The organism is Streptomyces sp. NPDC032721, assembly GCF_055579625.1.
In genome coordinates this window covers 124,807-148,194 of the sequence record NZ_JBVIMX010000014.1, presented here as the reverse complement: position 1 = coordinate 148,194, position 23,388 = coordinate 124,807, and the positions used below count along the sequence as shown (strand labels likewise).

The window sequence follows — 23,388 nt, the reverse complement described above, 5'->3', positions numbered from 1 at the left end:
CCGGCTCCGCTTCAACTCGCTGCCCCTGACGCCCACTTGGCTGTCAGGGGCAGTTTGTTTGTGTCCGCAATGCCCTATTGACATGACCATGAATGGTCATGATTCTGACGTCTGTTCACTCACGTGACAGACAACAGCAAGGGGGGCACATGAGACGCAGAGCGAGATCGATCCTCGCCGCTTCTTCACTGCTGATAGCCGGAGTCGCAGCGGTACCCGCGGCCCAGGCCCAGCCCGCCGGGAACGCCGGGAGTGCCGGGAACGCCGCTGGGGGCGGCGACAGCATCTCGGTGTGGAACGCCAAGGTCAGCAAGGCCCAGGTGCCGCTCCTGCTCAAGGCGGGCACCGACGCCCACGAGCTGAGCGAGCAGGTGCCGGCCAAGGGAACCGCCACCGTCGAGCTCATCCTCACCGCGAAGCAGGCCGGTGAACTCCGCACCCAGGGCGTCGAGATCGCCGAGCACAAGGTCGCGAACAACGCCAGGGCCAAGATCGCCGGAGACGGCGTTTACCGCCCGTACAGCGGCAAGGGCGGCCTCCAGGAGGAGATCCTGGCCACCGCCCAGCAGAACCCGGGCATCACCAAGGTCGTCTCCATCGGCAAGACCGTCCAGGGCAAGGACATCCTGGCGCTCAAGCTGACCAAGAACGCCAAGCAGTCCGCCGACGGCTCCAAGCCCTCGACGCTGTACCTGTCGAACCAGCACGCACGTGAGTGGATCACCCCGGAGATGACCCGCCGGCTGATGCACCACTACATCGGCAACTACGGCAAGGACCAGAAGATCACCAAGCTGGTCGACAAGAGCGAGCTGTGGTTCCTGCTCTCCGCCAACCCGGACGGCTACGACTACACGCACACCGCTCCCACCGACCGCAGCGTCCGGCTGTGGCGCAAGAACCTGCGCGACACCAACGGCACCGGAAAGACCGAGACCGGCGACGGCATCGACCTCAACCGCAACTTCGCCTACAAGTGGGGTTACGACAACGAGGGTTCGTCGCCCGACCCGACGGACGAGACCTACCGCGGCCCCAAGGCGATGTCCGAGCCGGAGACGACGGCGCTCGACCGCTTCCAGAAGCGCATCGGCTTCAAGTACGCCATCAACTACCACTCGGCCGCCGAACTGCTCCTCTACGGCGTCGGCTGGCAGGTCGCCACCCCGACCCCCGACGACGTGGCCCTCAAGGCCCTCGCGGGCACCCCGGAGAACTCGGCCGTCCCCGGCTACTACCCGCAGGTCTCCTCGGAGCTGTACGTCACCAACGGCGAGGCCGACGGCCACGCGGGCAACGTCAACGGCATCAAGATGTTCACGCCCGAGATGTCGACCTGCCAGACGATCTCCGACCTGGACCCGAACGACCGGTGGAACGCCCGCGACTGCATGTCGGGCTTCAACTTCCCCGACGACGAGAAGCTGATCCAGCAGGAGTTCGCCAAGAACATCCCGTTCGCGATCTCCGTCGCCGAGACCTCCCTGACGCCGGACCAGCCGGTCTCCTCCGTCGGCATCGACGCCCCGGACTTCACGCTGGACCCGTTCACCACCTCGTACGCCCGTGACAAGGACCAGGAGATCAACGTCACCGCCCGCAAGTCGGTGCGCGACAAGGAACTCCGGTACCGGGTCAACGGTGGCAAGGTCCACGACCAGGCGCTGAAGGCCTGGGACGGCGGCGAGACGTACGGCGACGAGGACAACACGTACTTCGACGACTACCGCGCCAAGGTCCAGGACGGCAGGCCCGGCGACAAGGTCGAGGTCTGGTTCACCGGCGAGACCAAGGCCGGGAAGCGCACCGAGAGCGAGCACTTCACCTACACGCTCGCCCAGCGCCCCAAGGCCGCCCACCTGGTGGTCGCCGAGGAGGGCGCACCCGCCACCGAGGTCCAGAAGTACGTCGACGCGCTGAGGGCCAACGGCCGTTCGGCCACCGTCTGGGACGTCGCCACACAGGGTGCCCCGCACTCGCTCGGCGTCCTCGGCCACTTCGACTCGGTCGTGCACTACACCGGGGCCAACACCCCCGGCGGAGCGACCCAGTACCAGCTGCGCCAGTACCTCAACGAGGGCGGCAAGCTGGTCGAGGCCGGTGAGAAGGCGGGCGGCGCCGCCCAGCTCGGCCCGGCCCTGACCGATGACTTCGCGCAGTACTACCTCGGCGCGTACGGCCGGGTGAACGCCCCAGGCGTCACGGGAATCGCCGGAGCGGGCGGCCTCGCCGGGGTCAGCTCCCCGCTCGCGGGCACCCCGGCCAACCCGCTGGACACCGCAGGCGCCTACCTGGTCACCTCCGACGCCCTGCCGGCCGCGCAGTTCCCGCAGTTCAAGAGCGCGCAGGCGGGCCGCTACACCGGGGTCGCCAACCCGTACGCCCCGTACCAGGGCTCCTGGATGGCGTCCGCGACCAGCAACAGCGGCAACTGGAAGCGGCTGACCCGCACCGTCGACCTGACCGGGGTCACCGCAGCCGACCGGCCCACCCTCAAGGGCGCGCTCAACTGGTCCACCGAGAACGGCTACGACCACGCCCTCCTGGAGGCGCACACCGCCGGGGCCGAGGACTGGACGACGCTCCCCGAACTGGGCGGCGCCACGAAGACCACCGTCCCGTCCCAGTGCGAGCAGGGCTTCTTCATGGAGGCGCACCCCTTCCTGACGCACTACCTGACGCGCGGCGACGCCGGCTGCACGGCGTCGGGCACCTCCGGCGCCTGGAACAGCTTCACCGGCTCCTCCGGCGGCTGGAAGCAGGTCTCCTTCGACCTGAGCGCCTACGCGGGCAAGAAGGTCGAGCTGTCCCTCGGCTACGTCACCGACCCGAGCGACCTGGGCCGGGGCGTGTTCTTCGACGACACCCGGCTCTCCGTCGGCGGCGCCGACAGGGACACCGAGGGCTTCGAGACCTCGCTGGGCGTCTGGGCACCCACCGCCGCGCCCGCCGGCAGCCCGGCGGTGACGGCCCCCTGGGCCCGTACCGGCGAGCTCTTCCAGACGTACGCGGCCATCACCACGCGTGACACCGCACTCCTCGGCTTCGGCCTGGAACACGTCCCGGATGCCGGACAGCGCGCCAGGATCCTGGAGAAGGCGCTCAAGAGCATCAAGGGGTGAGCAGCACCTCGCTCATCTGATGTCAAGTACCGCTTCTGATGCTCACCGAGAGTAGTCGGGGCGAAGGTCCCGACGACCCGTACTCCCCGCTCCATTACTGGGGAGTACGGGTCGTCGGCCCGCTTCCGGCCCCCGCTCGGGCCCACTCGATGCGGCGTCAAGGTCTACGGAGAGGTAGGGTCGGAAGCGGTCGGGGACATCCCATACAACTCGCCGTGGCGTCGAAACCCGGCGTACCAACGAGGAGATCGGTTCGTGACGATCCGCGTAGGCATCAACGGCTTCGGCCGTATCGGGCGCAACTACTTCCGGGCGCTGCTGGAGCAGGGTGCGGACATCGAGATTGTGGCTGTCAACGACCTGGGTGACACCGCCACCACCGCGCACCTTCTGAAGTACGACACCATCCTGGGCCGCCTCAAGGCCGAGGTGTCGCACACCGCGGACACCATCACCGTCGACGGTCACACCATCAAGGTGCTGTCCGAGCGCAACCCCGCCGACATCCCGTGGGGCGACCTGGGCGTCGACATCGTGATCGAGTCCACCGGCATCTTCACCAAGAAGGCCGACGCCGAGAAGCACATCGCCGGCGGCGCGAAGAAGGTCCTCATCTCGGCTCCGGCCTCCGACGAGGACATCACCATCGTGATGGGCGTCAACCAGGACAAGTACGACGCGGCCAACCACCACGTCATCTCCAACGCCTCCTGCACCACCAACTGTGTGGCGCCGATGGCCAAGGTTCTCGACGAGAACTTCGGCATCGTCAAGGGCCTGATGACCACGGTCCACGCGTACACCAACGACCAGCGCATCCTGGACTTCCCGCACAAGGACCTGCGCCGCGCCCGTGCCGCCGCGGAGAACATCATCCCGACCACGACCGGTGCCGCCAAGGCCACCGCCCTGGTCCTCCCGCAGCTCAAGGGCAAGCTGGACGGCATCGCCATGCGCGTGCCGGTCCCGACCGGCTCGGCCACCGACCTGGTCGTCGACCTCGGCCGCGAGGTCACCAAGGACGAGGTCAACGCCGCGTTCAAGAAGGCCGCCGACGACGGCGACCTCAAGGGCATCCTGTACTACACCGAGGACCCGATCGTCTCCTCGGACATCGTCAGCGACCCGGCGTCCTGCACCTTCGACTCCTCCCTGACCATGGTCCAGGGCGGCAGCACGGTGAAGGTCCTCGGCTGGTACGACAACGAGTGGGGCTACTCGAACCGCCTGGTCGACCTGACCGTCTTCGTCGGCGGTCAGCTCTGATCACGCAGTACTGAGATCATCACGATGTGAGCGGCAGGGCTCGGGCAGCGCGAAGGAGCGCTGTGCGGGCCCTGCCGTCTGTCCAGCCCTTCTGAGGAGCCGTACTTCATGAAGACGATCGACGAACTCATCGCCGACGGGGTCGCGGGCAAGCGGGTCTTCGTCCGCGCCGACCTCAACGTGCCGCTCGACGGCACCACGATCACCGACGACGGCCGCATCCGCGCCGTCGCCCCGACGATCAGCAAGCTGGCCGCCGCGGGCGCCCGAGTGATCGTCGCCTCCCACCTGGGCCGCCCCAAGGGCGCCCCGGACCCGGCCTTCTCGCTGGCCCCGGCCGCGGCCCGGCTCGGTGAGCTCCTCGGTGCGGACGTGGCGTTCGCCACCGACACGGTCGGCGACTCCGCCCGCGCCACGGTCGAGGGCCTTGCCGACGGTCAGGTCGCCGTCCTGGAGAACCTGCGCTTCAACGCCGGTGAGACCGCCAAGGACGACGCCGAGCGCGGCGCCTTCGCCGACCGGCTCGCCGAGCTCGCCGACCTCTACGTCGGCGACGGCTTCGGGGCCGTGCACCGCAAGCACGCCTCGGTCTTCGACCTCCCGGCCCGCCTGCCGCACGCGGCCGGCGACCTCATCGCCACCGAGGTCGGCGTACTGAAGAAGCTCACCGACGACGTCGAGCGGCCGTACGTGGTCGTCCTCGGCGGCGCCAAGGTCTCCGACAAGCTCGGCGTGATCGACCACCTCCTGGACAAGGCCGACCGCATCCTGGTCGGCGGCGGCATGGCGTACACCTTCCTCAAGGCCCAGGGCCACGAGGTCGGCATCTCGCTGCTGCAGGAGGACCAGATCCCGACGGTCCTGGAGTACCTGGAGAGGGCCAAGAAGAAGGGCGTCGAGTTCGTCCTTCCGGTCGACGTCCTGGTCTCGGCGGAGTTCCCCGACCTGAAGACCAAGGCCCCGGCCCACCCCACCACGGTCGCCGCGGACGCCATCCCCGCCGACCAGGAGGGGCTGGACATCGGCCCCGAGACCCGCAAGCTGTACGCATCGAAGCTCGCCGACGCGGCCACCGTTTTCTGGAACGGTCCGATGGGCGTCTTCGAACACCCCGACTACGCGGGCGGCACCGCTGCCGTGGCCCAGGGGCTGCTGGACTCCGACGCCTTCACGGTCGTCGGCGGTGGCGACTCCGCCGCCTCGGTCCGCATCCTCGGCTTCGACGAGAACGCCTTCGGCCACATCTCGACCGGCGGCGGCGCAAGCCTCGAATACCTGGAAGGCAAGACCCTTCCCGGCCTTGCCGCACTGGAGGACTGATCCTTACATGAGCACCACCCGTACCCCGCTGATGGCGGGCAACTGGAAGATGAACCTCAACCACCTTGAGGCCATCGCCCACGTCCAGAAGCTCGCCTTCGCGCTGGCCGACAAGGACTTCGACGCGGTCGAGGTCGCGGTCCTGCCGCCCTTCACCGACCTGCGGTCCGTACAGACCCTGGTCGACGGCGACAAGCTGAAGATCAAGTACGGCGCCCAGGACCTGTCGGCGCACGACTCCGGCGCGTACACCGGTGAGATCTCCGGCGCCATGCTCGCCAAGTTCAAGTGCGCGTACGTCGCGATCGGGCACTCCGAGCGCCGTCAGTACCACCACGAGAGCGACGAGGTCGTCAACGCCAAGGTGAAGGCCGCGTACAAGCACGGCCTGACCCCGATCATGTGCGTCGGCGAGGGCCTGGACGTCCGCAAGGCCGGCCAGCAGGTCGAGTACACGCTCGCCCAGGTCGACGGCGGACTGAAGGACATCCCGGCCGAGCAGGCCGAGTCCATCGTCATCGCGTACGAGCCGGTGTGGGCCATCGGCACCGGCGAGGTCGCCACCCCCGAGGACGCGCAGGAGGTCTGCGGGGCGATCCGCGGCCGTCTCGCCGAGCTGTACTCGCAGGAGCTGGCCGACAAGGTCCGCATCCAGTACGGCGGTTCGGTCAAGTCGGGCAACGTCGCCGCGATCATGGCGAAGCCGGACGTCGACGGCGCCCTGATCGGCGGCGCGGCGCTGGACGTGGACGAGTTCGTCAAGATCGTGCGTTTCCGCGACCAGTAGTACCAGGCATTGAGTAGGCCCTCGGGCCGATCCGTCGTACTCTGACGGGGCCGGTGGCCAGCCACCGGCCCCGTTGGTTTTTCTAGATCCGAGGAAGTTGGTCCAGCCGTGGTTATGGGGTTCTCGATCGCCCTGATCGTATTCAGCCTGCTGCTGATGCTGCTGGTTCTGATGCACAAGGGAAAGGGCGGCGGCCTCTCCGACATGTTCGGCGGCGGCATGCAGTCCTCCGTCGGAGGGTCCTCGGTCGCCGAGCGCAACCTCGACCGGATCACCATCGTCGTCGCCGTGATCTGGTTCGCGATCATCGTGGTGCTCGCGCTGCTGATGAAGCTCAACGGCTGACCGGTCGTCTCCGGCTGCACCGGGGCGGGCGCGGCCTATCATGGGCCAAGCGTCCCGCCGCCGGGGTGTAACTCCCGTCACTGGACGCGCGTTGGGCCTTAACGAGACTGGGCGCCCGCCGCGAGGCAGTTCGACGGAGCCTCGCAGCACCATCACGCAGGGAGTTACGACCGTGGCAAGTGGCAACGCGATCCGGGGAAGCCGGGTCGGAGCGGGCCCGATGGGCGAGGCAGAGCGCGGCGAGTCCGCGCCCCGCCTGCGCATCTCCTTCTGGTGCTCCAACGGGCACGAGACACAGCCGAGCTTCGCCAGCGACGCGCAGGTTCCGGACACCTGGGACTGCCCCCGCTGCGGATTCCCGGCCGGACAGGACCGGGACGACCCGCCCGCCCCGCCCCGCACCGAACCGTACAAAACGCATCTCGCGTACGTACGGGAACGGCGCAGCGACGCGGACGGCGAGGCGATCCTCGCGGAGGCGCTGGCGAAACTGCGCGGCGAGATCTAGCTCCGCACCACAGGACGCGCAAGCGCACCCGCACGCATCAAGCACACGCACGCAAGCACACGCATACGGATACGCACGCAAGCACGCGCATATGCTCCGCCAGTGGCCCGGACACCTTCGAGGTGTCCGGGCCACTGGCGTTCGCGCAGGCCGGGGCGATTGTCAGTGGTGCCGTCTAGGGTTCTCGCAAGATCGGAACAGGCGTACGGGCGGGGGTCGTTGTGGCGGGAGCGCGAGCGGTGGCGGGGAGGGGGGTCGCGCCCGCCTGGCGCGGGGGCTTCGGGCGGCTGTTCTCCGCGGCCGTCGTCTCCCGGTTCGGCGACTCGCTGCGCGGGGCGGCCATGCCCCTGCTCGCGGCCTCGCTGACCTCCGACCCGGTGCTGGTCTCGCTGGTGACGGCCTGCGGCTTCCTGCCGTGGCTGCTGTTCGGCCTGGTCGGCGGGGCGGTCGCGGACCGGGTGGACCAGCGGCGGGCGATGTGGGCCGTCGATCTCGTACGGGGACTGCTGATGGCCGCGTTCGCGGTGGCGGTCGCGCTGGGACACGCCTCGATCGCGCTGCTGATCGCGGTGGCGTTCGTCCTCACCACCCTCCAGACGCTCTTCGACAACGCGGCCACCGCCCTGCTGCCCTCCCTGGTGCCGTCGGACGCGCTGGGCAGCGCCAACGCCCGGCTGATGACCGGGCAGCAGATAGCGGGCACCTTCCTGGCGGCGCCGCTGGTGCCGGTGCTGCTGATGTGGGGCCCCTCCGTGCCGTACGCGGCCGACGCGCTCAGCTACGTACTGGCGGCCGTGCTCATCGCGTCGCTGCGCACGCCCGCCCCGGAGCGGGAGCCGCGTCCGGCGGGCGCCACCCTGCGCGGGGACATCGCGGCCGGACTCAGGGCCCTGTGGGCGGACCGGTCGCTGCGGGGGCTCTGCGTCGCCACCACCCTGTGCAACATCGGGGTGGGCGCGCTGATCGCCACCCTGGTGCTGCACGTCACTGGTTGGCTGGACGCCGGGCAGTCCGGCTACGCGGTGGCGGTCATGGCGTACGGGGCGGGCGCCGTGGCCGGCGGGCTGGGGGCCGGCTGGCTGGCCGGGCGGATCGGCCGAATACGGAGCGTCTTTCTCGCCGGGGCCGTCCAGACCGGCGCCCTGGTCGTCCTGGGCACGGTGCACGCGCTGTGGGCGGCGGTCGCGGCGCTGGCGGTGTTCGGCCTGATGGGCACCGTGTGGAACGCGAACCAGGTGACGCTGATGCAGGAGCGCGCCCCGGCGCGGATGCTCGGCCGGATGAGCGCCGCCTTCCGCACCCTGGCCGTCGCGGGGGCCCCGCTGGGCGCCCTGCTCGGCGGGCTGGTGGCATCGGCCTGGGGGCTGAACACGCCGATGCTGATGGCCGCCGGACTGTTCACCTTGTCCGTTGCCGCACTCGTACCCCTGATCAATTAAGTTGGGGGAAGCAGCGGGGGATGCATGCGGATACGAGTAGAAGTGGGCTGATGTCCGAGATGAACGCAATGGATTCGAAGAGCGGCCGGGCCAGGCTGAACCAGCTTCCCGAGTGGGCGGCGCTGGGCAAGCACCGGGAGCAGCTGGGCGAGGCGCACCTGCGCGAGATGTTCGCCGCCGACCCGGCACGCGGCACGGGCTACACCCTCCAGGTCGGCGACCTGTACCTCGACTACTCCAAGCACCTGGTCAACGACGAGACGCTGGGCCTGCTCCGCGAACTGGCCGCCGCGACCGGGGTCGCCGAGCTGCGCGACGCCATGTTCCGCGGCGAGAAGATCAACACCACCGAGGACCGCGCCGTCCTGCACACCGCGCTGCGCGCCCCGCGCGGTGCGGTGATCGAGGTCGACGGCGAGAACGTCGTCCCGGCCGTGCACGCCGTACTCGACAAGATGGCCGCCTTCTCCGACAAGGTCCGCTCCGGCGAGTGGACCGGGCACACCGGCAAGCGGATCAGGACGGTCGTCAACATCGGCATCGGCGGCTCCGACCTCGGCCCCGCCATGGCCTACGAGGTGCTGCGCTCCTTCAGCGACCGCGAGCTGGACTTCCGCTTCGTCTCCAACGTGGACGGCGCCGACCTGCACGAGGCGGTGCGCGACCTGGACCCGGCGGAGACCCTGTTCATCGTCGCCTCCAAGACCTTCACCACGATCGAGACCATCACCAACGCCACCTCGGCCCGCAACTGGCTGCTGACGAACCTGCGTGCCGACGATTCCGCCGTCGCCAAGCACTTCGTGGCGCTGTCCACCAACGCCGAGAAGGTCGCCGACTTCGGCATCGACACGGCCAACATGTTCGAGTTCTGGGACTGGGTCGGCGGCCGCTACTCCTACGACTCGGCGATCGGCCTCTCGCTGATGATCGCCATCGGCCCGGACCGCTTCCGCGAGATGCTCGACGGCTTCCACCAGGTCGACGAGCACTTCCGCACCGCGCCGCCCGAGGAGAACGTTCCGCTGCTGCTCGGCCTCCTGGGCGTCTGGTACGGGGCGTTCTTCGACGCGCAGGCCCACGCGGTCCTCCCGTACAGCCACTACCTGTCGAAGTTCACCGCCTACCTCCAGCAGCTCGACATGGAGTCCAACGGCAAGTCCGTGGACCGCGAGGGCAACCCCGTCGACTGGCAGACCGGACCGGTCGTCTGGGGCACCCCGGGCACCAACGGGCAGCACGCGTACTACCAGTTGCTGCACCAGGGCACCAAGGTCATCCCGGCCGACTTCATCGGCTTCGCCCGTCCGGTCGCCGACCTGACGCCCGGTCTGGAGGCCCAGCACGACCTGCTGATGGCGAACTTCTTCGCCCAGACGCAGGCGCTGGCCTTCGGCAAGACGCCCGACGAGGTACGGGCCGAGGGCGTGGCCGAGGAACTGGTCCCGCACAAGACCTTCCGCGGCAACCACCCCACCACCACGATCCTCAGCGACGAGCTGACCCCGTCCGTGCTGGGCCAGTTGATCGCGCTGTACGAGCACAAGGTGTTCGTCCAGGGTGCGATCTGGAACATCGACTCCTTCGACCAGTGGGGCGTTGAGCTGGGCAAGGTCCTGGCGAAGAAGATCGAGCCGGTGCTCACCAAGGGCGAGGGTGGTGACCAGCTCGACAGTTCGACCGCGGGCTTGGTCGCCAAGTACCGTTCGCTGCGCGGTCGCTGAGGCCGTTGACCAGGTGAGGGGTATCAGGTGACGGGGACGTCGGGTGTGCGGCTCAGACCGCCGAACAACGAGCTCGACCCGCGGGCGGTCCGCTGGTGGCAGTCGCAGTGGCTGGCACTGATCCTGCCGCCCGTCCTCGTCCTGGTACTCCTCGGCATCCTCATCACTCCGGCCAGGTTCTGGCTGCTGCTGCCCGCGGTGGTGATCGCGGTACCGGGGCTGCTGGTCGCCTTCCTGCTGCCGCTGTGGTGGTACCGGGTGCACCGCTGGGAGGTCACGGACACCGCGGTCTACGTACGGACCGGGTTCTTCTGGCAGGAGTGGCGGATCGCGCCGATGTCCCGGATCCAGACCGTGGACACCGTGCGCGGCCCGCTCCAGCAGCTCTTCGGGCTCTCCTCCGTGGTCGTCACCACCGCGTCCGCCAAGGGCGCGGTGAAGATCGAGGGCCTGGACCGCGAGGTGGCGGCGGAGCTCGCCGAGCAGCTGACGCGGATCACCGGGATCACCCCGGGGGACGCGACATGAGCGAGGACGGCACCTCGGGGGAGGACACGGCCGGAGAGGACACGGCCGGGGAGGGTGCGGCGGGGGAGTGGCGGCAGCTGGACCGGCGTACGGTCCTGGTCGCCTCGCTGCTCATGGGCGGCATCGTCGTCAGCGGAGGCGTGCCCGCCCTGATCGCACTCACGGTCCCCTTCGGCTTCCTGGCGGCGCTCGGCTGGGTGGTGCTGGGAGCGGTGCTGCTGATCGGGGCGAGCGCCGGCGCCGAGTACATACGGTGGCGGCACACCCGGTACCGGATCGGTGACCGGCGGGCGGAACTGCACACCGGGCTGCTGCTGGTGAAGCGGCGCTCGCTGGCCCGTGAGCGGATCCGCAGCGTCGACCTCACCGCCCACCCCCTGCTGCGGGTCTTCGGCCTGGTCAAGGTGCGCATCGGCACCGGCGAGCACCACGGAGGCTCCGCCGAATCCACCCTGGTGCTCCACCCGGTGACCCGCCTGGAGGCGGACCGGCTGCGCCGCGAACTGCTGACCCGGGCCGCCGCCACCACCGACGGAGACCACCCGGACGGACGGCTCGCCACCCTCGACCCGGGCTGGATCAGGTACGCCCCGCTGTCCGTCGTCGCCCCTCTCCTGGGAGCCGCAGCGGGCGGCGCGGTGATGCAGGTCAGCGAGTGGTTCGGGATGCAGATGGGGGTCATCCAGTGGGTCGGTGACCTGTTCAGCGAGTTCTCCGTGGTCTGGATGATCCTGGTGATCGCGGCGGTGCTGCTGGTCGCGGGCTTCATCGGCTCACTGGGACTCTTCGTCGAAATGTGGTGGAACTACCGCCTGGACCGCGAGCCCGGCGGCACCCTGCGGGTCCAGCGCGGACTGTTCACCACCAGGTCGATCTCCATCGAGGAGCGCAGACTGCGAGGCGTGGAGGTCGTCGAACCGCTGGGCGTACGACTGGCCGGCGCGGCCCGCGTCGACGCGGTGGCGACGGGCCTCGCCGAGGGTGAGGCCGACACCAAGACCGACCACAAGACGCTGGTTCCGGCGGCACCGAAGGCGCTGGCGGACGAGGTGGCGGCCAAGGTGCTGCGCGAGCCGGTCTCACCGACCGCCGCGGCCCGGCTCCGCCCGCATCCGGTCGCGGCGCGCGGACGACGCCTGCGGTGGTCGCTGGGAGCGGCGATCCTGTTCCTGGTGGTGCTGGTGGTGCTCGGCCTGCTGCTGACGGACGTCCTGCTGTACGTGGCCGGAGGGCTCGCGGTGGTGCTGCTGCCGGCGGCGGTGGCGCTGGCGGTGGACGCGTACCGGGCGCTCGGGCACGGGATGACGGGGAACTATCTGGTGGTCCGGTCCGGGACGGTGCGCCGGGCCACGGTCGCGCTGCGGCGGGACGGGGTGATCGGCTTCACCGTGAAGCAGTCGGTGTTCCAGCGCCGGGCGGGACTGATCACCGTCACGGCGACGACCGCCGCCGGAGCGGGGGCGTACTCGGCGTACGACGCGGAGGACAGCGAGGGGCTGGTGTTCGCGGAGGAAGCGGTGCCGGGGTTGCTGGGGCCGTTCCTGGAGCGGACGCACTGACTTTTCCCCACCCGCGCACGACGGCCCGGGCGCTCCCCGGAAGGGGGGAGCGGCCGGGCCGTCCGGCAACAGCCGTGTCAGGCAGATGCCGGGGGGTACAGCGAGCGCGGGAGTTCCGAGGCCGCTGCCGCGTCCAGGAGCCACAGCGTGCGTGCCCTGCCGTACGCGCCCGACGCCGGGGCCTGGATCTCGCCGGGGCCCGACAACGCGATGGCCGCGGCCTTCGCCTTGTCCTCGCCCGCCGCCAGCAGCCACACCTCACGGGCCGCCCGGATCGCCGGGAGGGTCAGGGAGATGCGGGTGGGCGGGGGCTTGGGGGCGCCGTGGACGCCCACCACCGTCCGTTCCGTCTCACGTACCGCCGGGTGCTCCGGGAAGAGCGACGCGACGTGCGTGTCCGGGCCGACGCCCAGCATCAGGACGTCGAAGGTGGGGACGGGGCCGTGGTCCTCGGGACCGGACGCCGCCGCCAGTTCGGCCGCGTACGCCGCCGCTGCCGAGTCCGCGTCGTCGTACCCCGCGTCCGACGCCGGCATCGCGTGCACCCTGGCCGGGTCCAGCGGGACCGAGTCCAGCAGGGCAGCCCTGGCCTGGGTGTAGTTGCGCTCCGGGTCGTCGGCCGGGACGAACCGCTCGTCGCCCCACCACAGGTCCAGGCGCGACCAGTCGATCGCGTCCCGGGCCGGCGAGGTGGCGAGCGCGGCCAGCAGGCCGTTGCCGTTGCGGCCACCGGTGAGGACGATCGACGCGCTGCCGCGAGCGGCCTGCGCGTCGACCACCTTGGTGATCAGCCGGGCCGCCGCGGCCTGCGCCATCAGCTCCTTGTCCCGGTGGACCACCAACTGCGGTGCGCTGCTCATCACTTGGGGGCCGCCTTCTTGGCGGGGGCGGCCTTCTTCGCCGGAGCGGCCTTCTTCTCCGACGGAGACGGAGCAGGAGTGGATGCCGGATCAGAGGCAGAGGCCGAGGCAGAGCCAGAGCCAGAGCCGGAGGCCGGGGCTTCCGCTTCCGTCTTCTCGTCCGCCTTCTCCGTCTCGACCACCGTCCCCAGCCGGTCCACGCCGAACTTCAGCGCCGACGCGTACGTGTCGTCCGGGTCGAGGCGGCGCAGTTCCTCCGCGAGGAGCTCCGCCGTCTCGCGGCGCTTGAGCGCCACCGCACGGTCCGGCTGGCCGTTCATGCACAGCGTGGCCAGCGAGCCGTCCGCGCGGTCCAGGACGATCGGGCCGTCGGCCGTCTCCATCCGTACGGCCGTCAGACCGGGACCGGCGGAGAGCGTGCGCTTCACCGGCACGCCGAGGCGGTCGGCCAGCCACATGGCGAGCAGCTCGCAGCTCGGGTTGAACTCCTCGCCCTCCACCTCGACGGAGGAGACCTGGGTGGGGAGCTGGTCGAGCGCGGCGGCCAGCATCGAGCGCCACGGGGTGATGCGGGCCCAGGACAGGTCCGTGTCGCCCGGGGTGTAGTTCTCGCTGCGTGCCGACAGCTCGTGGATCGGCTGCTCGGCGGCGTACGTGTCGGTCACGCGGCGCTGGCCGAGGGCACCCAGCGGGTCCTTGGCCGGGTCCACGGGGCCGTTCACCGGCCACCAGACGACCGTGGGGGCGTCGGGCAGCAGGAGCGGGAGCACGACCGACTGGGCGTGGTTGATGACCTCGCCGTACAGCCGCAGGACAACCGTTTCGCCGCTGCCCGCGTCGGCGCCGAGCCGCACCTCCGCGTCCAGGCGCGCCTTGGCGCGGTCGCGCGGGGAACGCGAGGGCCGCTTGATGACGATGAGCTTGCGCGAGGGGTGCTCGCGCGAGGCCTCGTTCGCCGCCTTCAGGGCGTCGTACGCGTTCTCCTCGTCGGTGACGATGACGAGGGTCAGCACCATGCCGACGGCGGGGGTTCCGATCGCCCGCCGTCCCTGCACGAGTGCCTTGTTGATCTTGCTGGACGTGGTGTCCGTCAGGTCGATCCTCATGGCCGGCGCCAGCTCCGTCCGTCTCGTGCGAGCATTTCGTTCGCCTCGTCGGGGCCCCAGGTACCGGAGGGGTACTGCGCGGGCTTGCCGTGCGTGTCCCAGTACTCCTCGATCGGGTCGAGGATGCGCCAGGACTGTTCGACCTCTTCGAGGCGCGGGAACAGGTTGGCGTCGCCGAGGAGGACGTCCAGGATCAGGCGTTCGTACGCCTCCGGGCTCGACTCCGTGAAGGACTCGCCGTAAGCGAAGTCCATCGAGACGTCCCGGATCTCCATGGAGGTGCCCGGGACCTTGGAGCCGAAGCGCACCGTGACGCCCTCGTCCGGCTGGACGCGGATGACGATCGCGTTCTGGCCGAGCTCCTCGGTGGCGGTGTGGTCGAAGGGGGAGTGCGGGGCGCGCTGGAAGACGACCGCGATCTCCGTGACCCGGCGGCCGAGCCGCTTTCCGGTACGGAGGTAGAACGGGACGCCCGCCCAGCGGCGGTTGTCGATCTCCAGCTTCACGGCGGCGTAGGTGTCGGTCTTCGACTGCGGGTCGATGCCCTCCTCCTGGAGGTAACCGACCGCCTTCGCACCGCCCTGCCAGCCCGCCGCGTACTGCCCGCGCACGGTGTCCCGGCCCAGATCCTTGGGGATCTTGACCGCGCCCAGTGCCTTGGTCTTCTCCGCGACCAGCGCGTCCGCGTCGAAGGAGGCGGGCTCCTCCATCGCGGTCAGGGCCAGCAGCTGGAGGAGGTGGTTCTGGATGACGTCGCGGGCGGCGCCGATGCCGTCGTAGTAGCCGGCCCGGCCGCCGATGCCGATGTCCTCGGCCATGGTGATCTGCACGTGGTCGACGTACGACCGGTTCCAGATCGGCTCGAACATCTGGTTGGCGAAACGCAGCGCCAGGATGTTCTGCACCGTCTCCTTCCCCAGGTAGTGGTCGATACGGAAGACCTCGTTCGGCGGGAAGACCTCGTGGACGATCCGGTTGAGCTCCTGCGCGGAGGCCAGGTCGTGCCCGAAGGGCTTCTCGATGACGGCACGCCGCCAGGAGTTCTCCTTCTGGTCCGCCAGCCCGTGCTTCTTCAGCTGCTGGACGACCTTGGGGAAGAACTTCGGCGGGACCGAGAGGTAGAAGGCGAAGTTGCCGCCGGTGCCCTGCTGCTCGTCGAGCTCCTGGATCGTCGACTTCAGCGTCTCGAACGCCTTGTCGTCGTCGAAGTCGCCCTGGACGAAGCGCATGCCCTGGATCAGCTGCTGCCAGACCTCCTCGCGGAACTCGGTGCGCGCGTGCTCCTTGACGGCGTCGTGGACGACCTGGGCGAAGTCCTCGTTCTCCCAGTCGCGGCGCGCGAAGCCGATGAGCGAGAAGCCCGGCGGCAGCAGGCCGCGATTGGCCAGGTCGTACACAGCAGGCATCAACTTTTTACGGGACAAATCGCCCGTGACGCCGAAAATGACCAGGCCCGACGGCCCCGCGATACGCGGGAGCCGTCGATCCTGTGCGTCACGCAGCGGATTGCTGCTGGACAAAGTGGTCAGCCCTCCGAAGGTGCGAGGCGCTTGAGCTCGGCCTCGGTCGACTTGAGCAGGTCGTTCCAGGCGTCCTCGAACTTGTCGACGCCCTCGGTCTCCAGGAGCGCCACGACGTCGTCGTAGGCGATGCCCAGCTTCTCGACCGCGTCGAGGTCGGCGCGCGCCTGCTCGTACGTCCCGGCGATGGTGTTGCCGGTGATCTGACCGTGGTCGGCGGTGGCCTCCAGGGTCGCCTCCGGCATGGTGTTCACCGTGCCCGGCGCGACGAGGTCGTCGACGTACAGCGTGTCCTTGTACGACGGGTCCTTGACGCCGGTCGAGGCCCACAGCGGACGCTGCTTGTTGGCCTGCGCCTTGTCCAGGGCCGCCCAGCGCTCGGAGGCGAAGACCTCCTCGTACGCCTGGTAGGCGAGCCGGGCGTTGGCCAGCGCGGCCTTGCCCTTGAGGGCCTTGGCCTCGTCCGTGCCCAGGCCGTCCAGGCGCTTGTCGATCTCGGTGTCCACGCGGGACACGAAGAAGGAGGCCACCGAGTGGATCTTGGCGAGGTCCAGGCCCGCGGCCTTCGCCTTCTCCAGGCCCGCCAGGTAGGCGTCCATGACCTCGCGGTAGCGCTCCAGCGAGAAGATCAGCGTGACGTTGACGCTGATGCCCTTGCCGATGACCTCGGTGATGGCCGGCAGGCCGGCCTTCGTCGCCGGGATCTTGATGAGCGTGTTGGGGCGGTCCACCAGCCAGGCGAGCTGCTTGGCCTCGGCGACCGTCGCCAGCGTGTTGTGCGCCAGGCGCGGGTCGACCTCGATGGAGACCCGGCCGTCCTGGCCCTGCGTCGCGTCGAAGACCGGACGCAGGATGTCGGCGGCGTCCCTCACGTCCGCCGTCGTGATCATGCGAATGGCTTCCTCGACGGTGACCTTGCGGGCCGCCAGGTCGGTCAGCTGGACGTCGTAGCCGTCGCCCTGCGAGATCGCCTTCTGGAAGATCGAGGGGTTGGTGGTGACGCCCACGACGTGCTGCTGGTCGATCAGCTCGGCGAGGTTGCCGGAGGTGATCCGCTTGCGCGACAGGTCGTCGAGCCAGATCGCAACGCCCTCGTCGGAGAGGCGCTTGAGTGCGTCTGTCATGAGTTCTGCATCTCCTATGTCGTGTGTACGGGCGTCAGCGCTGGGCGGCGGAGATCGATTCCCGGGCGGCGGCAGCGACTGCCTCGCCGATGAAACCGAACTCCTTGAAGAGAACCTTGCCGTCCGCCGAGGCACCGAAGTGCTCCAGCGACACGATCCGGCCCGCGTCACCGACGTAACGGTGCCAGGTCAGACCGATACCGGCCTCGACCGCCACTCGCGCCCTGACGGACGGCGGCAGGACCGAGTCCTTGTACTCCTGGTCCTGCTCCTCGAACCACTCGACGGACGGCATCGAGACCACACGGGTCGGGATGCCCTCGGCCTGGAGCGCCTCGCGCGCCTCGACGGCGAGCTGGACCTCGGAGCCGGTGCCGATGAGGACCACCTGGGCCTCGCCGCCCTCGGCCTCGAAGAGCACGTAACCGCCGCGCGCGGCGTCCTCGTTGGCGTCGTACGTCGGTACGCCCTGACGGGTCAGCACCAGGCCGTGCGGGGCGCCCTTGCCGAAGACCTTCGTGTAGCGCTTGAGGATCTCGCGCCAGGCGATGGCCGTCTCGTTGGCGTCCGCCGGGCGGACCACGTTGAGGCCCGGGATGGCGCGCAGCGAGGCGAGGTGCTCGACCGGCTGGTGGGTCGGGCCGTCCTCGCCGAGACCGACGGAGTCGTGCGTCCAGACGTACGTCACCGGCAGGTGCATCAGCGCGGACAGGCGCACGGAGTTGCGCATGTAGTCGGAGAACACCAGGAAGGTGCCGCCGTAGATGCGGGTGTTGCCGTGCAGCGCGATGCCGTTCATCTCGGCGGCCATCGAGTGCTCGCGGATGCCGAAGTGGATCGTGCGGCCGTACGGGTCGGCCTCCGGCAGCGGGTTGCCCTCGGGCAGGAACGACGAGGTCTTGTCGATCGTCGTGTTGTTCGAGCCCGCGAGGTCGGCGGAGCCGCCCCACAGCTCGGGGATGACCGCACCGAGCGCCTGGAGGACCTTGCCGGAGGCGGCACGGGTGGCCACGCCCTTGCCGGTCTCGAAGGCGGGGAGCTTCTCCTCCCAGCCGGCAGGCAGCTCGCCCGCGGAGATGCGGTCGAACTCGGCCGCGCGGTCCGCGTTCGCGGTGCGCCAGGCGGCGAAGCCCTTCTCCCACTCGGCCCTGGCCTCGCGGCCCCGGTCGAGGGCCTCACGGGTGTGGGCGATGACCTCGTCGGTGACCTCGAAGGTCTGCTCCGGGTCGAAGCCCAGCACGCGCTTGGTGGCCGCGACCTCGTCGTCGCCGAGCGCCGAGCCGTGCGCGGCCTCGGTGTTCTGCGCGTTCGGCGCGGGCCAGGCGATGATCGAGCGCATCGCGATGAACGACGGCTTGTCGGTGACGGCCTTCGCGGCCTGGATGGCGTTGAAGAGCGCCTCCGGGTCCAGGTCGCCGTCCGGCTTGGGCGCGACCCGCTGGACGTGCCAGCCGTACGACTCGTACCGCTTCAGCGTGTCCTCGGAGATCGCCGTCTCCGTGTCGCCCTCGATCGAGATGTGGTTGTCGTCCCACAGCAGGATCAGGTTGCCGAGCTTCTGGTGCCCGGCCATCGAGGACGCCTCCGCGGAGATGCCCTCCTGGAGGCAGCCGTCACCGGCGATGGCGTAGATGAAGTGGTCGAACGGGGACTCGCCCTGCGCCGCCTCGGGGTCGAAGAGACCGCGCTCGTAGCGGGCGGCCATCGCCATGCCCACCGCGTTCGCGACACCCTGGCCGAGCGGGCCCGTGGTGGTCTCGACACCGGTCGTGTGGCCGTACTCCGGGTGTCCCGGCGTCTTGGAACCCCAGGTACGGAACGCCTTCAGGTCGTCCAGTTCCAGGCCGAATCCGGCCAGGTACAGCTGGATGTAGAGCGTGAGGGACGAGTGGCCCGCGGAAAGGACGAAGCGGTCGCGGCCCGTCCACTCGGCGTCCGCCGGGTCGTGCCGCATCACCTTCTGGAAGAGGGTGTACGCGGCCGGCGCGAGGCTCATCGCCGTACCCGGATGGCCGTTGCCGACCTTCTGTACGGCGTCCGCGGCCAGGACGCGGGCGGTGTCTACGGCCCGCTGGTCCAATTCGGTCCACTCAAGGTCTGTGGTGGTCGGCTTGGTGCTCACCCTGGGTCAGGGCTCCTCTCCACAATGATTTAAGGCCCGGTGACTATTCGCCGCACCGGGGCGCTGTCGAGCCTACCCCCGCAGGAACGTGCGAAATTTCGGCTCCTCGTGGACACCCGCGACTTGAAAAAGGCACGTACATCCAGAGTGCGTGCGGGGTATGGAGTTCGCCTCCCGGCGGACCCCCGGCGGGTGCATTTGCGTATACATACGGACAGTACTCCTCACGTACGACGGCTCCCGGCCCGCTCCGTGGCCCGTTCACGGTCGGCCCAACACGGGGCACCCCGACGAAGGGCGACGTATGGGCAACGTCTAGAGTGGCGTGGTACGCGCAAGTCTTTACCGGGCCTTCACGCCCGGTGCTTGCTTCAGGAATTCTCTGTCAGGGGTGTGCGTGACGGCCGTCGAGTCCCGACCCGCAGGGGTCGCTTCGACTCCCATCCCGGGGGGCCATCGGCCGTTCGGAGCGCGGGTCAAGGCGTTTGTTGCACTGACCAAGCCGAGGATCATCGAGCTTCTGCTGATCACCACCGTTCCGGTGATGTTCCTGGCGGAGCAGGGTGTCCCGGATCTGTGGCTGGTACTGGCCACCTGCTTCGGCGGCTATCTCTCCGCCGGCGGCGCGAACGCGCTGAACATGTACATCGACCGCGACATCGACGCGGTGATGGACCGGACCTCGCAGCGGCCGCTGGTCACCGGCATGGTCAGCCCGGCCGAGTGCATGGTCTTCGGCATCTCGCTCGCGGTGATCTCCACGCTCTGGTTCGGTCTGCTGGTCAACTGGCTGTCCGCCGCACTGTCGTTGGGCGCGCTGCTCTTCTACGTCGTCGTCTACACGATGATCCTGAAGCGCCGTACCGCGCAGAACATCGTCTGGGGCGGCATCGCGGGCTGTCTGCCGGTGCTCATCGGATGGTCCTCGGTGACCAACTCGATGTCCTGGGCCGCGGTCATCCTCTTCCTGGTCATCTTCTTCTGGACGCCGCCGCACTACTGGCCGCTGTCGATGAAGGTCAAGGACGACTACGCCCGCGCGGGCGTGCCGATGCTGCCGGTGATCAAGGGCAACAAGGCCGTCGCCAAGCAGATCGTGGCCTACAGCTGGGTGATGGTCGCCGTCTCCCTGCTGCTCCAGCCGCTCGGCTACACGGGCTGGTTCTACACCGTGGTCGCCGCCGTCTCCGGCGGCTGGTGGCTCTGGGAGGCGCACGGCCTCCAGAACCGCGCCAAGGCCGAGGTGACGGGCGCCAAGCTCAAGGAGATGCGGCTGTTCCACTGGTCCATCACCTACGTCTCGCTGCTCTTCGTGGCGGTCGCCGTGGACCCCTTCCTGCGCTTCTAGCGGGTACCTGGCCGGTACGCCGCCGCCGACGGGCGGGACACGTGGTCAAGGCCACGTGTCCCGCCCGTCGCGCGTGGGGCTACTCGTCGGTAGCATCCTGCTCATGGCAGACACCAAGCAGGCAGAGCGGGCCGAGAAGTCGGCCGAGCGCAGGACCGCCAAGCTGGCCAAGCAGATCGGTGCGTTCGCCGGGCAGCACGGCGGTGCCGAGGGGCAGCTCGCGTACATCGGACAGCGGGGCACCCGCATCGTCCTGGTCGGTGAGGACGGCGCCTGGGGCGACCTGGTGGCCCCGACGTACGACGTGGCGAAGGCGGCCACCGAGAAGGCCGGCATCACCGTTCACGAGGACTTCGACGGCGAGTTCGCCGCCAAGGTCGAGACCGGCCCCTACGAGTGGAAGCGGATGGCCGGGCTCCAGATCGGCGGCACGCCCAACCCGCCCGCCGCCAAGTCCTAGCCGCCAGGTTTTAGCCCCCGAGTCCCGGCAGTACCCCGGGGCGGGGCTCACCCGTTAGGCCCTGTGCAGGAGTCACATCCGCACGGATCCGTACCGGGAGCCCCGATGTTCGTCACCCCGTTGCCCCTGGTGGACCAGTACTGCCACGGGGTGCTCCGCACCGAGCTGGGCCTCGGCACCTTCGAGGCCCACCTCGGCCGCACCCCCGCGCCGCCCGCACCGGGCACCACCTTCTTCGACACCCAGACCGGCTTCGCGGTACGCCGCTGGTGCCCGCCCCTGCTGGGCCTGGAGCCGCACTGCCCGCCCGCCCACTACCTGGCCAGACGCCGCGAGCTGGGCGTCCCCGAGGCCGGACGGCTGCTGCTGCGCGGCACCGGCATCGTCACGTACCTGGTGGACACCGGGCCGGGCGGGGACCTGATGGGGCCCGCGGAACTGGCGGCCGCGGGGGATGCCGAGGCGCGGGAGATCGTACGTCTGGAACCGCTGGCGGAGCAGATCGCCGACACCTCGGGGACCGCCGAGGGGTTTCTCGCCAATCTGGCCGAGGCGATGCACGCCGCGACCTCGTCGGCGGTGGCCTTCACCTCGGTGGCGGGAGTACGGCACGGCCTCGCGCTCGCACCGCACCCGCCGGGGCCCGGTGAGGTGCGCGGGGCGGCGGCGCGGTGGCTGGCCGGGCGCCGGGTGGGGGGCCGGCTGGCCGACCCCGTACTCCTGCGGCACCTGCTGTGGAACGCGATCGGCCGGGGGCTGCCGCTCCAGCTGCACACGGCGGGGGAGCCGGAGCTGCTGACGGAGTTCGCGGCGGCGAGCGCCGGGCTCGGCACGGACCTGGTGCTGCTGCACTGCTACCCGTACCACCGGCAGGCGGCCCAGCTGGCGAGCGCCTTCCCGCACGTGTACGCGGATCTGGGGCCGGTACTGGCGCACACCGGGGCGCGGGCCCCCGACGTACTGGCGGAAGTGCTCGAACTGGCGCCCTTCGGCAAGCTGCTGTTCTCCAGCGGCGCGCGCGGGCTGCCCGAACTGCACGTGGTGGGCGCACAGGTGTTCCGCGCCGCACTGGGCCGGGTGCTCGGCGGCTGGGTGGCCGACGGGGCGTGGTCCGGGGCGGACGCGGAACGGGTGGCGGGGCTGATCGCGGCGGGCAATGCCCGCCGCGTCTACGGGCTTTCGGAGCGGGGCGGGCAGAAGAGCTGAGGCTCGGACCCGCCGGAGCCCGGACCGCCGGAGCTCGGACCGCTGGGGCTCAGACGCCCGCGCCGAGCGAGGCGGCCGGCTGCGCGGGGATCTCCGCGCTCTCCTCGGTCCGCTCGCGCAGGCTCAGCATGAGGCGCACCACCGCGATCCACAGCAGCGCCGAGCCCAGCATGTGCAGGCCGACCAGGATCTCCGGTACGCCGGTGAAGTACTGGACGTAACCGATGGCGCCCTGGGCGAGCAGCACCAGCAGCAGGTCACGGGCGCGGGCCCGGGTGTCGGCGGGGGCGTCGACCATCCGCAGCACCAGCCACATCGCGATGGCCAGCGCACAGACCACCCAGGCGGCGATGGCGTGCAGATGGGCGGCGGCGGTCCAGTCCCACGGCATGCGCGGCACCTCGCTCTTGTCGCCCGCGTGCTTGCCCGAACCGGTCACCGACGTACCGAGGACGATCAGGACCACGGTGACGGCGGCCAGCGCCCACGACAGCTTGCGGACCGGGCGCGGCACCCGCGGCCTGGGGTCCCCGTCGCCCTCGCCGGTGCGGTGCCAGACGACGGTCGCGATGGTCAGCAGGACGTTGGCGAGCAGGAAGTGCCCGGCGACCGTCCAGGGGTTGAGGCCCATCCACACGGTGATGCCGCCGATGACGGCGTTGCACATCACCAGCCAGAACATGGACCAGGCGGTACGGGTCAGTCCGCGCCGGCGCGGCTTCACCGACCGTACGGCGATGATCGCCAGGCCGACCGCGGCGCACAGGACGTACGTGAGCATCCGGTTGCCGAACTCGACGAACCCGTGGAAGCCCTGTTCGGGCGTCACGAACAGGCTGTCTTCCGTGCACTTGGGCCAGGTGTCGCAGCCGAGGCCGGAACCCGTCAGACGGACCGCACCGCCGGTCACGATGATGAAGACGCTCATCACCACGGCTGTGAGTGCGGCGCGCCGCAGGGCGCGGGGGGTCGGAGTCCACCGCTGGGCGATGAGAGCGAGGGGGTTCAACACGGCAACCATCGTAGGCGGGTGCTTGTGCAGGA

At 69.9% G+C, this 23,388-nt stretch carries 19 protein-coding genes; 13 read left to right on the top strand and 6 right to left on the bottom strand.

Annotated features, from left to right (window positions below):
* The first annotated feature begins 149 nt into the window (after window positions 1–149).
* The 10 genes from ACZ5PB_RS28135 (at window position 150) to ACZ5PB_RS28090 (ending at window position 12,598) form a co-directional block, all read left to right on the top strand.
* The gene (locus ACZ5PB_RS28135) at window positions 150–3,122 is read left to right on the top strand and encodes a M14 family metallopeptidase (protein WP_468694802.1); all 2,973 of its coding nucleotides are present in this window, start codon (window positions 150–152) and stop codon (window positions 3,120–3,122) included.
* A gap of 255 nt (window positions 3,123–3,377) precedes the next feature.
* A complete protein-coding gene (gene gap, locus ACZ5PB_RS28130) occupies window positions 3,378–4,388 on the top strand; it encodes a type I glyceraldehyde-3-phosphate dehydrogenase (protein WP_468694801.1) in 1,011 nt (336 codons plus the stop codon).
* A 108-nt stretch (window positions 4,389–4,496) separates the two neighbouring features.
* The gene (locus tag ACZ5PB_RS28125; protein WP_468694799.1) at window positions 4,497–5,708 is read left to right on the top strand and encodes a phosphoglycerate kinase; all 1,212 of its coding nucleotides are present in this window, start codon (window positions 4,497–4,499) and stop codon (window positions 5,706–5,708) included.
* A 7-nt stretch (window positions 5,709–5,715) separates the two neighbouring features.
* Entirely contained in the window at window positions 5,716–6,495 is a 780-nt protein-coding gene (tpiA, locus tag ACZ5PB_RS28120) for a triose-phosphate isomerase (protein ID WP_468694798.1), read from the top strand.
* A 108-nt stretch (window positions 6,496–6,603) separates the two neighbouring features.
* Entirely contained in the window at window positions 6,604–6,840 is a 237-nt protein-coding gene (secG, locus tag ACZ5PB_RS28115; RefSeq protein ID WP_468694797.1) for a preprotein translocase subunit SecG, read from the top strand.
* Window positions 6,841–7,012: 172 nt separating this feature from the next.
* Window positions 7,013–7,348: an RNA polymerase-binding protein RbpA gene (locus tag ACZ5PB_RS28110; RefSeq protein ID WP_078557164.1), complete on the top strand. Its 336-nt coding sequence runs from the start codon at window positions 7,013–7,015 to the stop codon at window positions 7,346–7,348.
* Window positions 7,349–7,587: 239 nt separating this feature from the next.
* Window positions 7,588–8,787, top strand: coding sequence for an MFS transporter (locus tag ACZ5PB_RS28105; RefSeq protein WP_468694796.1), 1,200 nt, complete (start codon window positions 7,588–7,590; stop codon window positions 8,785–8,787).
* A 50-nt stretch (window positions 8,788–8,837) separates the two neighbouring features.
* Window positions 8,838–10,511, top strand: a complete 1,674-nt coding sequence (gene pgi / locus ACZ5PB_RS28100) for a glucose-6-phosphate isomerase (RefSeq protein ID WP_468694794.1) — start codon at window positions 8,838–8,840, stop codon at window positions 10,509–10,511.
* 27 nt (window positions 10,512–10,538) lie between these two features.
* The gene (locus ACZ5PB_RS28095) at window positions 10,539–11,039 is read left to right on the top strand and encodes a PH domain-containing protein (protein WP_468694793.1); all 501 of its coding nucleotides are present in this window, start codon (window positions 10,539–10,541) and stop codon (window positions 11,037–11,039) included.
* Window positions 11,036–12,598, top strand: a complete 1,563-nt coding sequence (locus ACZ5PB_RS28090; RefSeq protein ID WP_468694792.1) for a PH domain-containing protein — start codon at window positions 11,036–11,038, stop codon at window positions 12,596–12,598. The genes ACZ5PB_RS28095 and ACZ5PB_RS28090 overlap by 4 nt, the downstream gene beginning before the upstream one ends.
* Window positions 12,599–12,675: 77 nt before the next feature.
* Here the strand turns inward: ACZ5PB_RS28090 and pgl are convergent, their stop codons facing one another.
* The 5 genes from pgl to tkt are packed head-to-tail and all read right to left on the bottom strand — an operon-like array spanning window position 12,676 to window position 19,330.
* Window positions 12,676–13,458 carry a 6-phosphogluconolactonase gene (gene pgl, locus ACZ5PB_RS28085; RefSeq protein ID WP_468694790.1) on the bottom strand — a complete coding sequence of 261 codons (783 nt, stop codon included), beginning with the start codon at window positions 13,456–13,458 and terminating at the stop codon, window positions 12,676–12,678.
* The gene (gene opcA / locus ACZ5PB_RS28080; protein WP_468694788.1) at window positions 13,458–14,564 is read right to left on the bottom strand and encodes a glucose-6-phosphate dehydrogenase assembly protein OpcA; all 1,107 of its coding nucleotides are present in this window, start codon (window positions 14,562–14,564) and stop codon (window positions 13,458–13,460) included. The genes pgl and opcA overlap by 1 nt, the downstream gene beginning before the upstream one ends.
* Window positions 14,561–16,084 carry a glucose-6-phosphate dehydrogenase gene (gene zwf / locus ACZ5PB_RS28075; RefSeq protein WP_468694787.1) on the bottom strand — a complete coding sequence of 508 codons (1,524 nt, stop codon included), beginning with the start codon at window positions 16,082–16,084 and terminating at the stop codon, window positions 14,561–14,563. Before zwf ends, opcA begins: the two co-directional genes overlap by 4 nt.
* Before the next feature lie 5 nt (window positions 16,085–16,089).
* Window positions 16,090–17,208, bottom strand: coding sequence for a transaldolase (gene tal / locus ACZ5PB_RS28070; protein WP_468694785.1), 1,119 nt, complete (start codon window positions 17,206–17,208; stop codon window positions 16,090–16,092).
* A gap of 34 nt (window positions 17,209–17,242) precedes the next feature.
* Window positions 17,243–19,330, bottom strand: a complete 2,088-nt coding sequence (gene tkt, locus ACZ5PB_RS28065; protein WP_468694784.1) for a transketolase — start codon at window positions 19,328–19,330, stop codon at window positions 17,243–17,245.
* 391 nt (window positions 19,331–19,721) lie between these two features.
* Here tkt and ACZ5PB_RS28060 point away from each other — a divergent pair, with 391 nt between their 5' ends.
* From ACZ5PB_RS28060 to ACZ5PB_RS28050, 3 genes are all read left to right on the top strand, one after another.
* A complete protein-coding gene (locus ACZ5PB_RS28060) occupies window positions 19,722–20,678 on the top strand; it encodes a heme o synthase (RefSeq protein WP_468694782.1) in 957 nt (318 codons plus the stop codon).
* A 103-nt stretch (window positions 20,679–20,781) separates the two neighbouring features.
* The gene (locus tag ACZ5PB_RS28055) at window positions 20,782–21,138 is read left to right on the top strand and encodes a hypothetical protein (RefSeq protein ID WP_468694780.1); all 357 of its coding nucleotides are present in this window, start codon (window positions 20,782–20,784) and stop codon (window positions 21,136–21,138) included.
* Window positions 21,139–21,243: 105 nt separating this feature from the next.
* Window positions 21,244–22,344 (top strand): amidohydrolase family protein, encoded by a 1,101-nt coding sequence (locus ACZ5PB_RS28050; RefSeq protein ID WP_468694779.1) that lies wholly within the window; start codon window positions 21,244–21,246, stop codon window positions 22,342–22,344.
* 49 nt (window positions 22,345–22,393) lie between these two features.
* On the opposite strand, the gene ACZ5PB_RS28045 is transcribed toward ACZ5PB_RS28050, so the two are convergent.
* Complete coding sequence (locus tag ACZ5PB_RS28045) at window positions 22,394–23,365, bottom strand: COX15/CtaA family protein (RefSeq protein ID WP_468694777.1); 972 nt, start codon at window positions 23,363–23,365, stop codon at window positions 22,394–22,396.
* Between the last annotated feature and the right edge of the window lie 23 nt (window positions 23,366–23,388).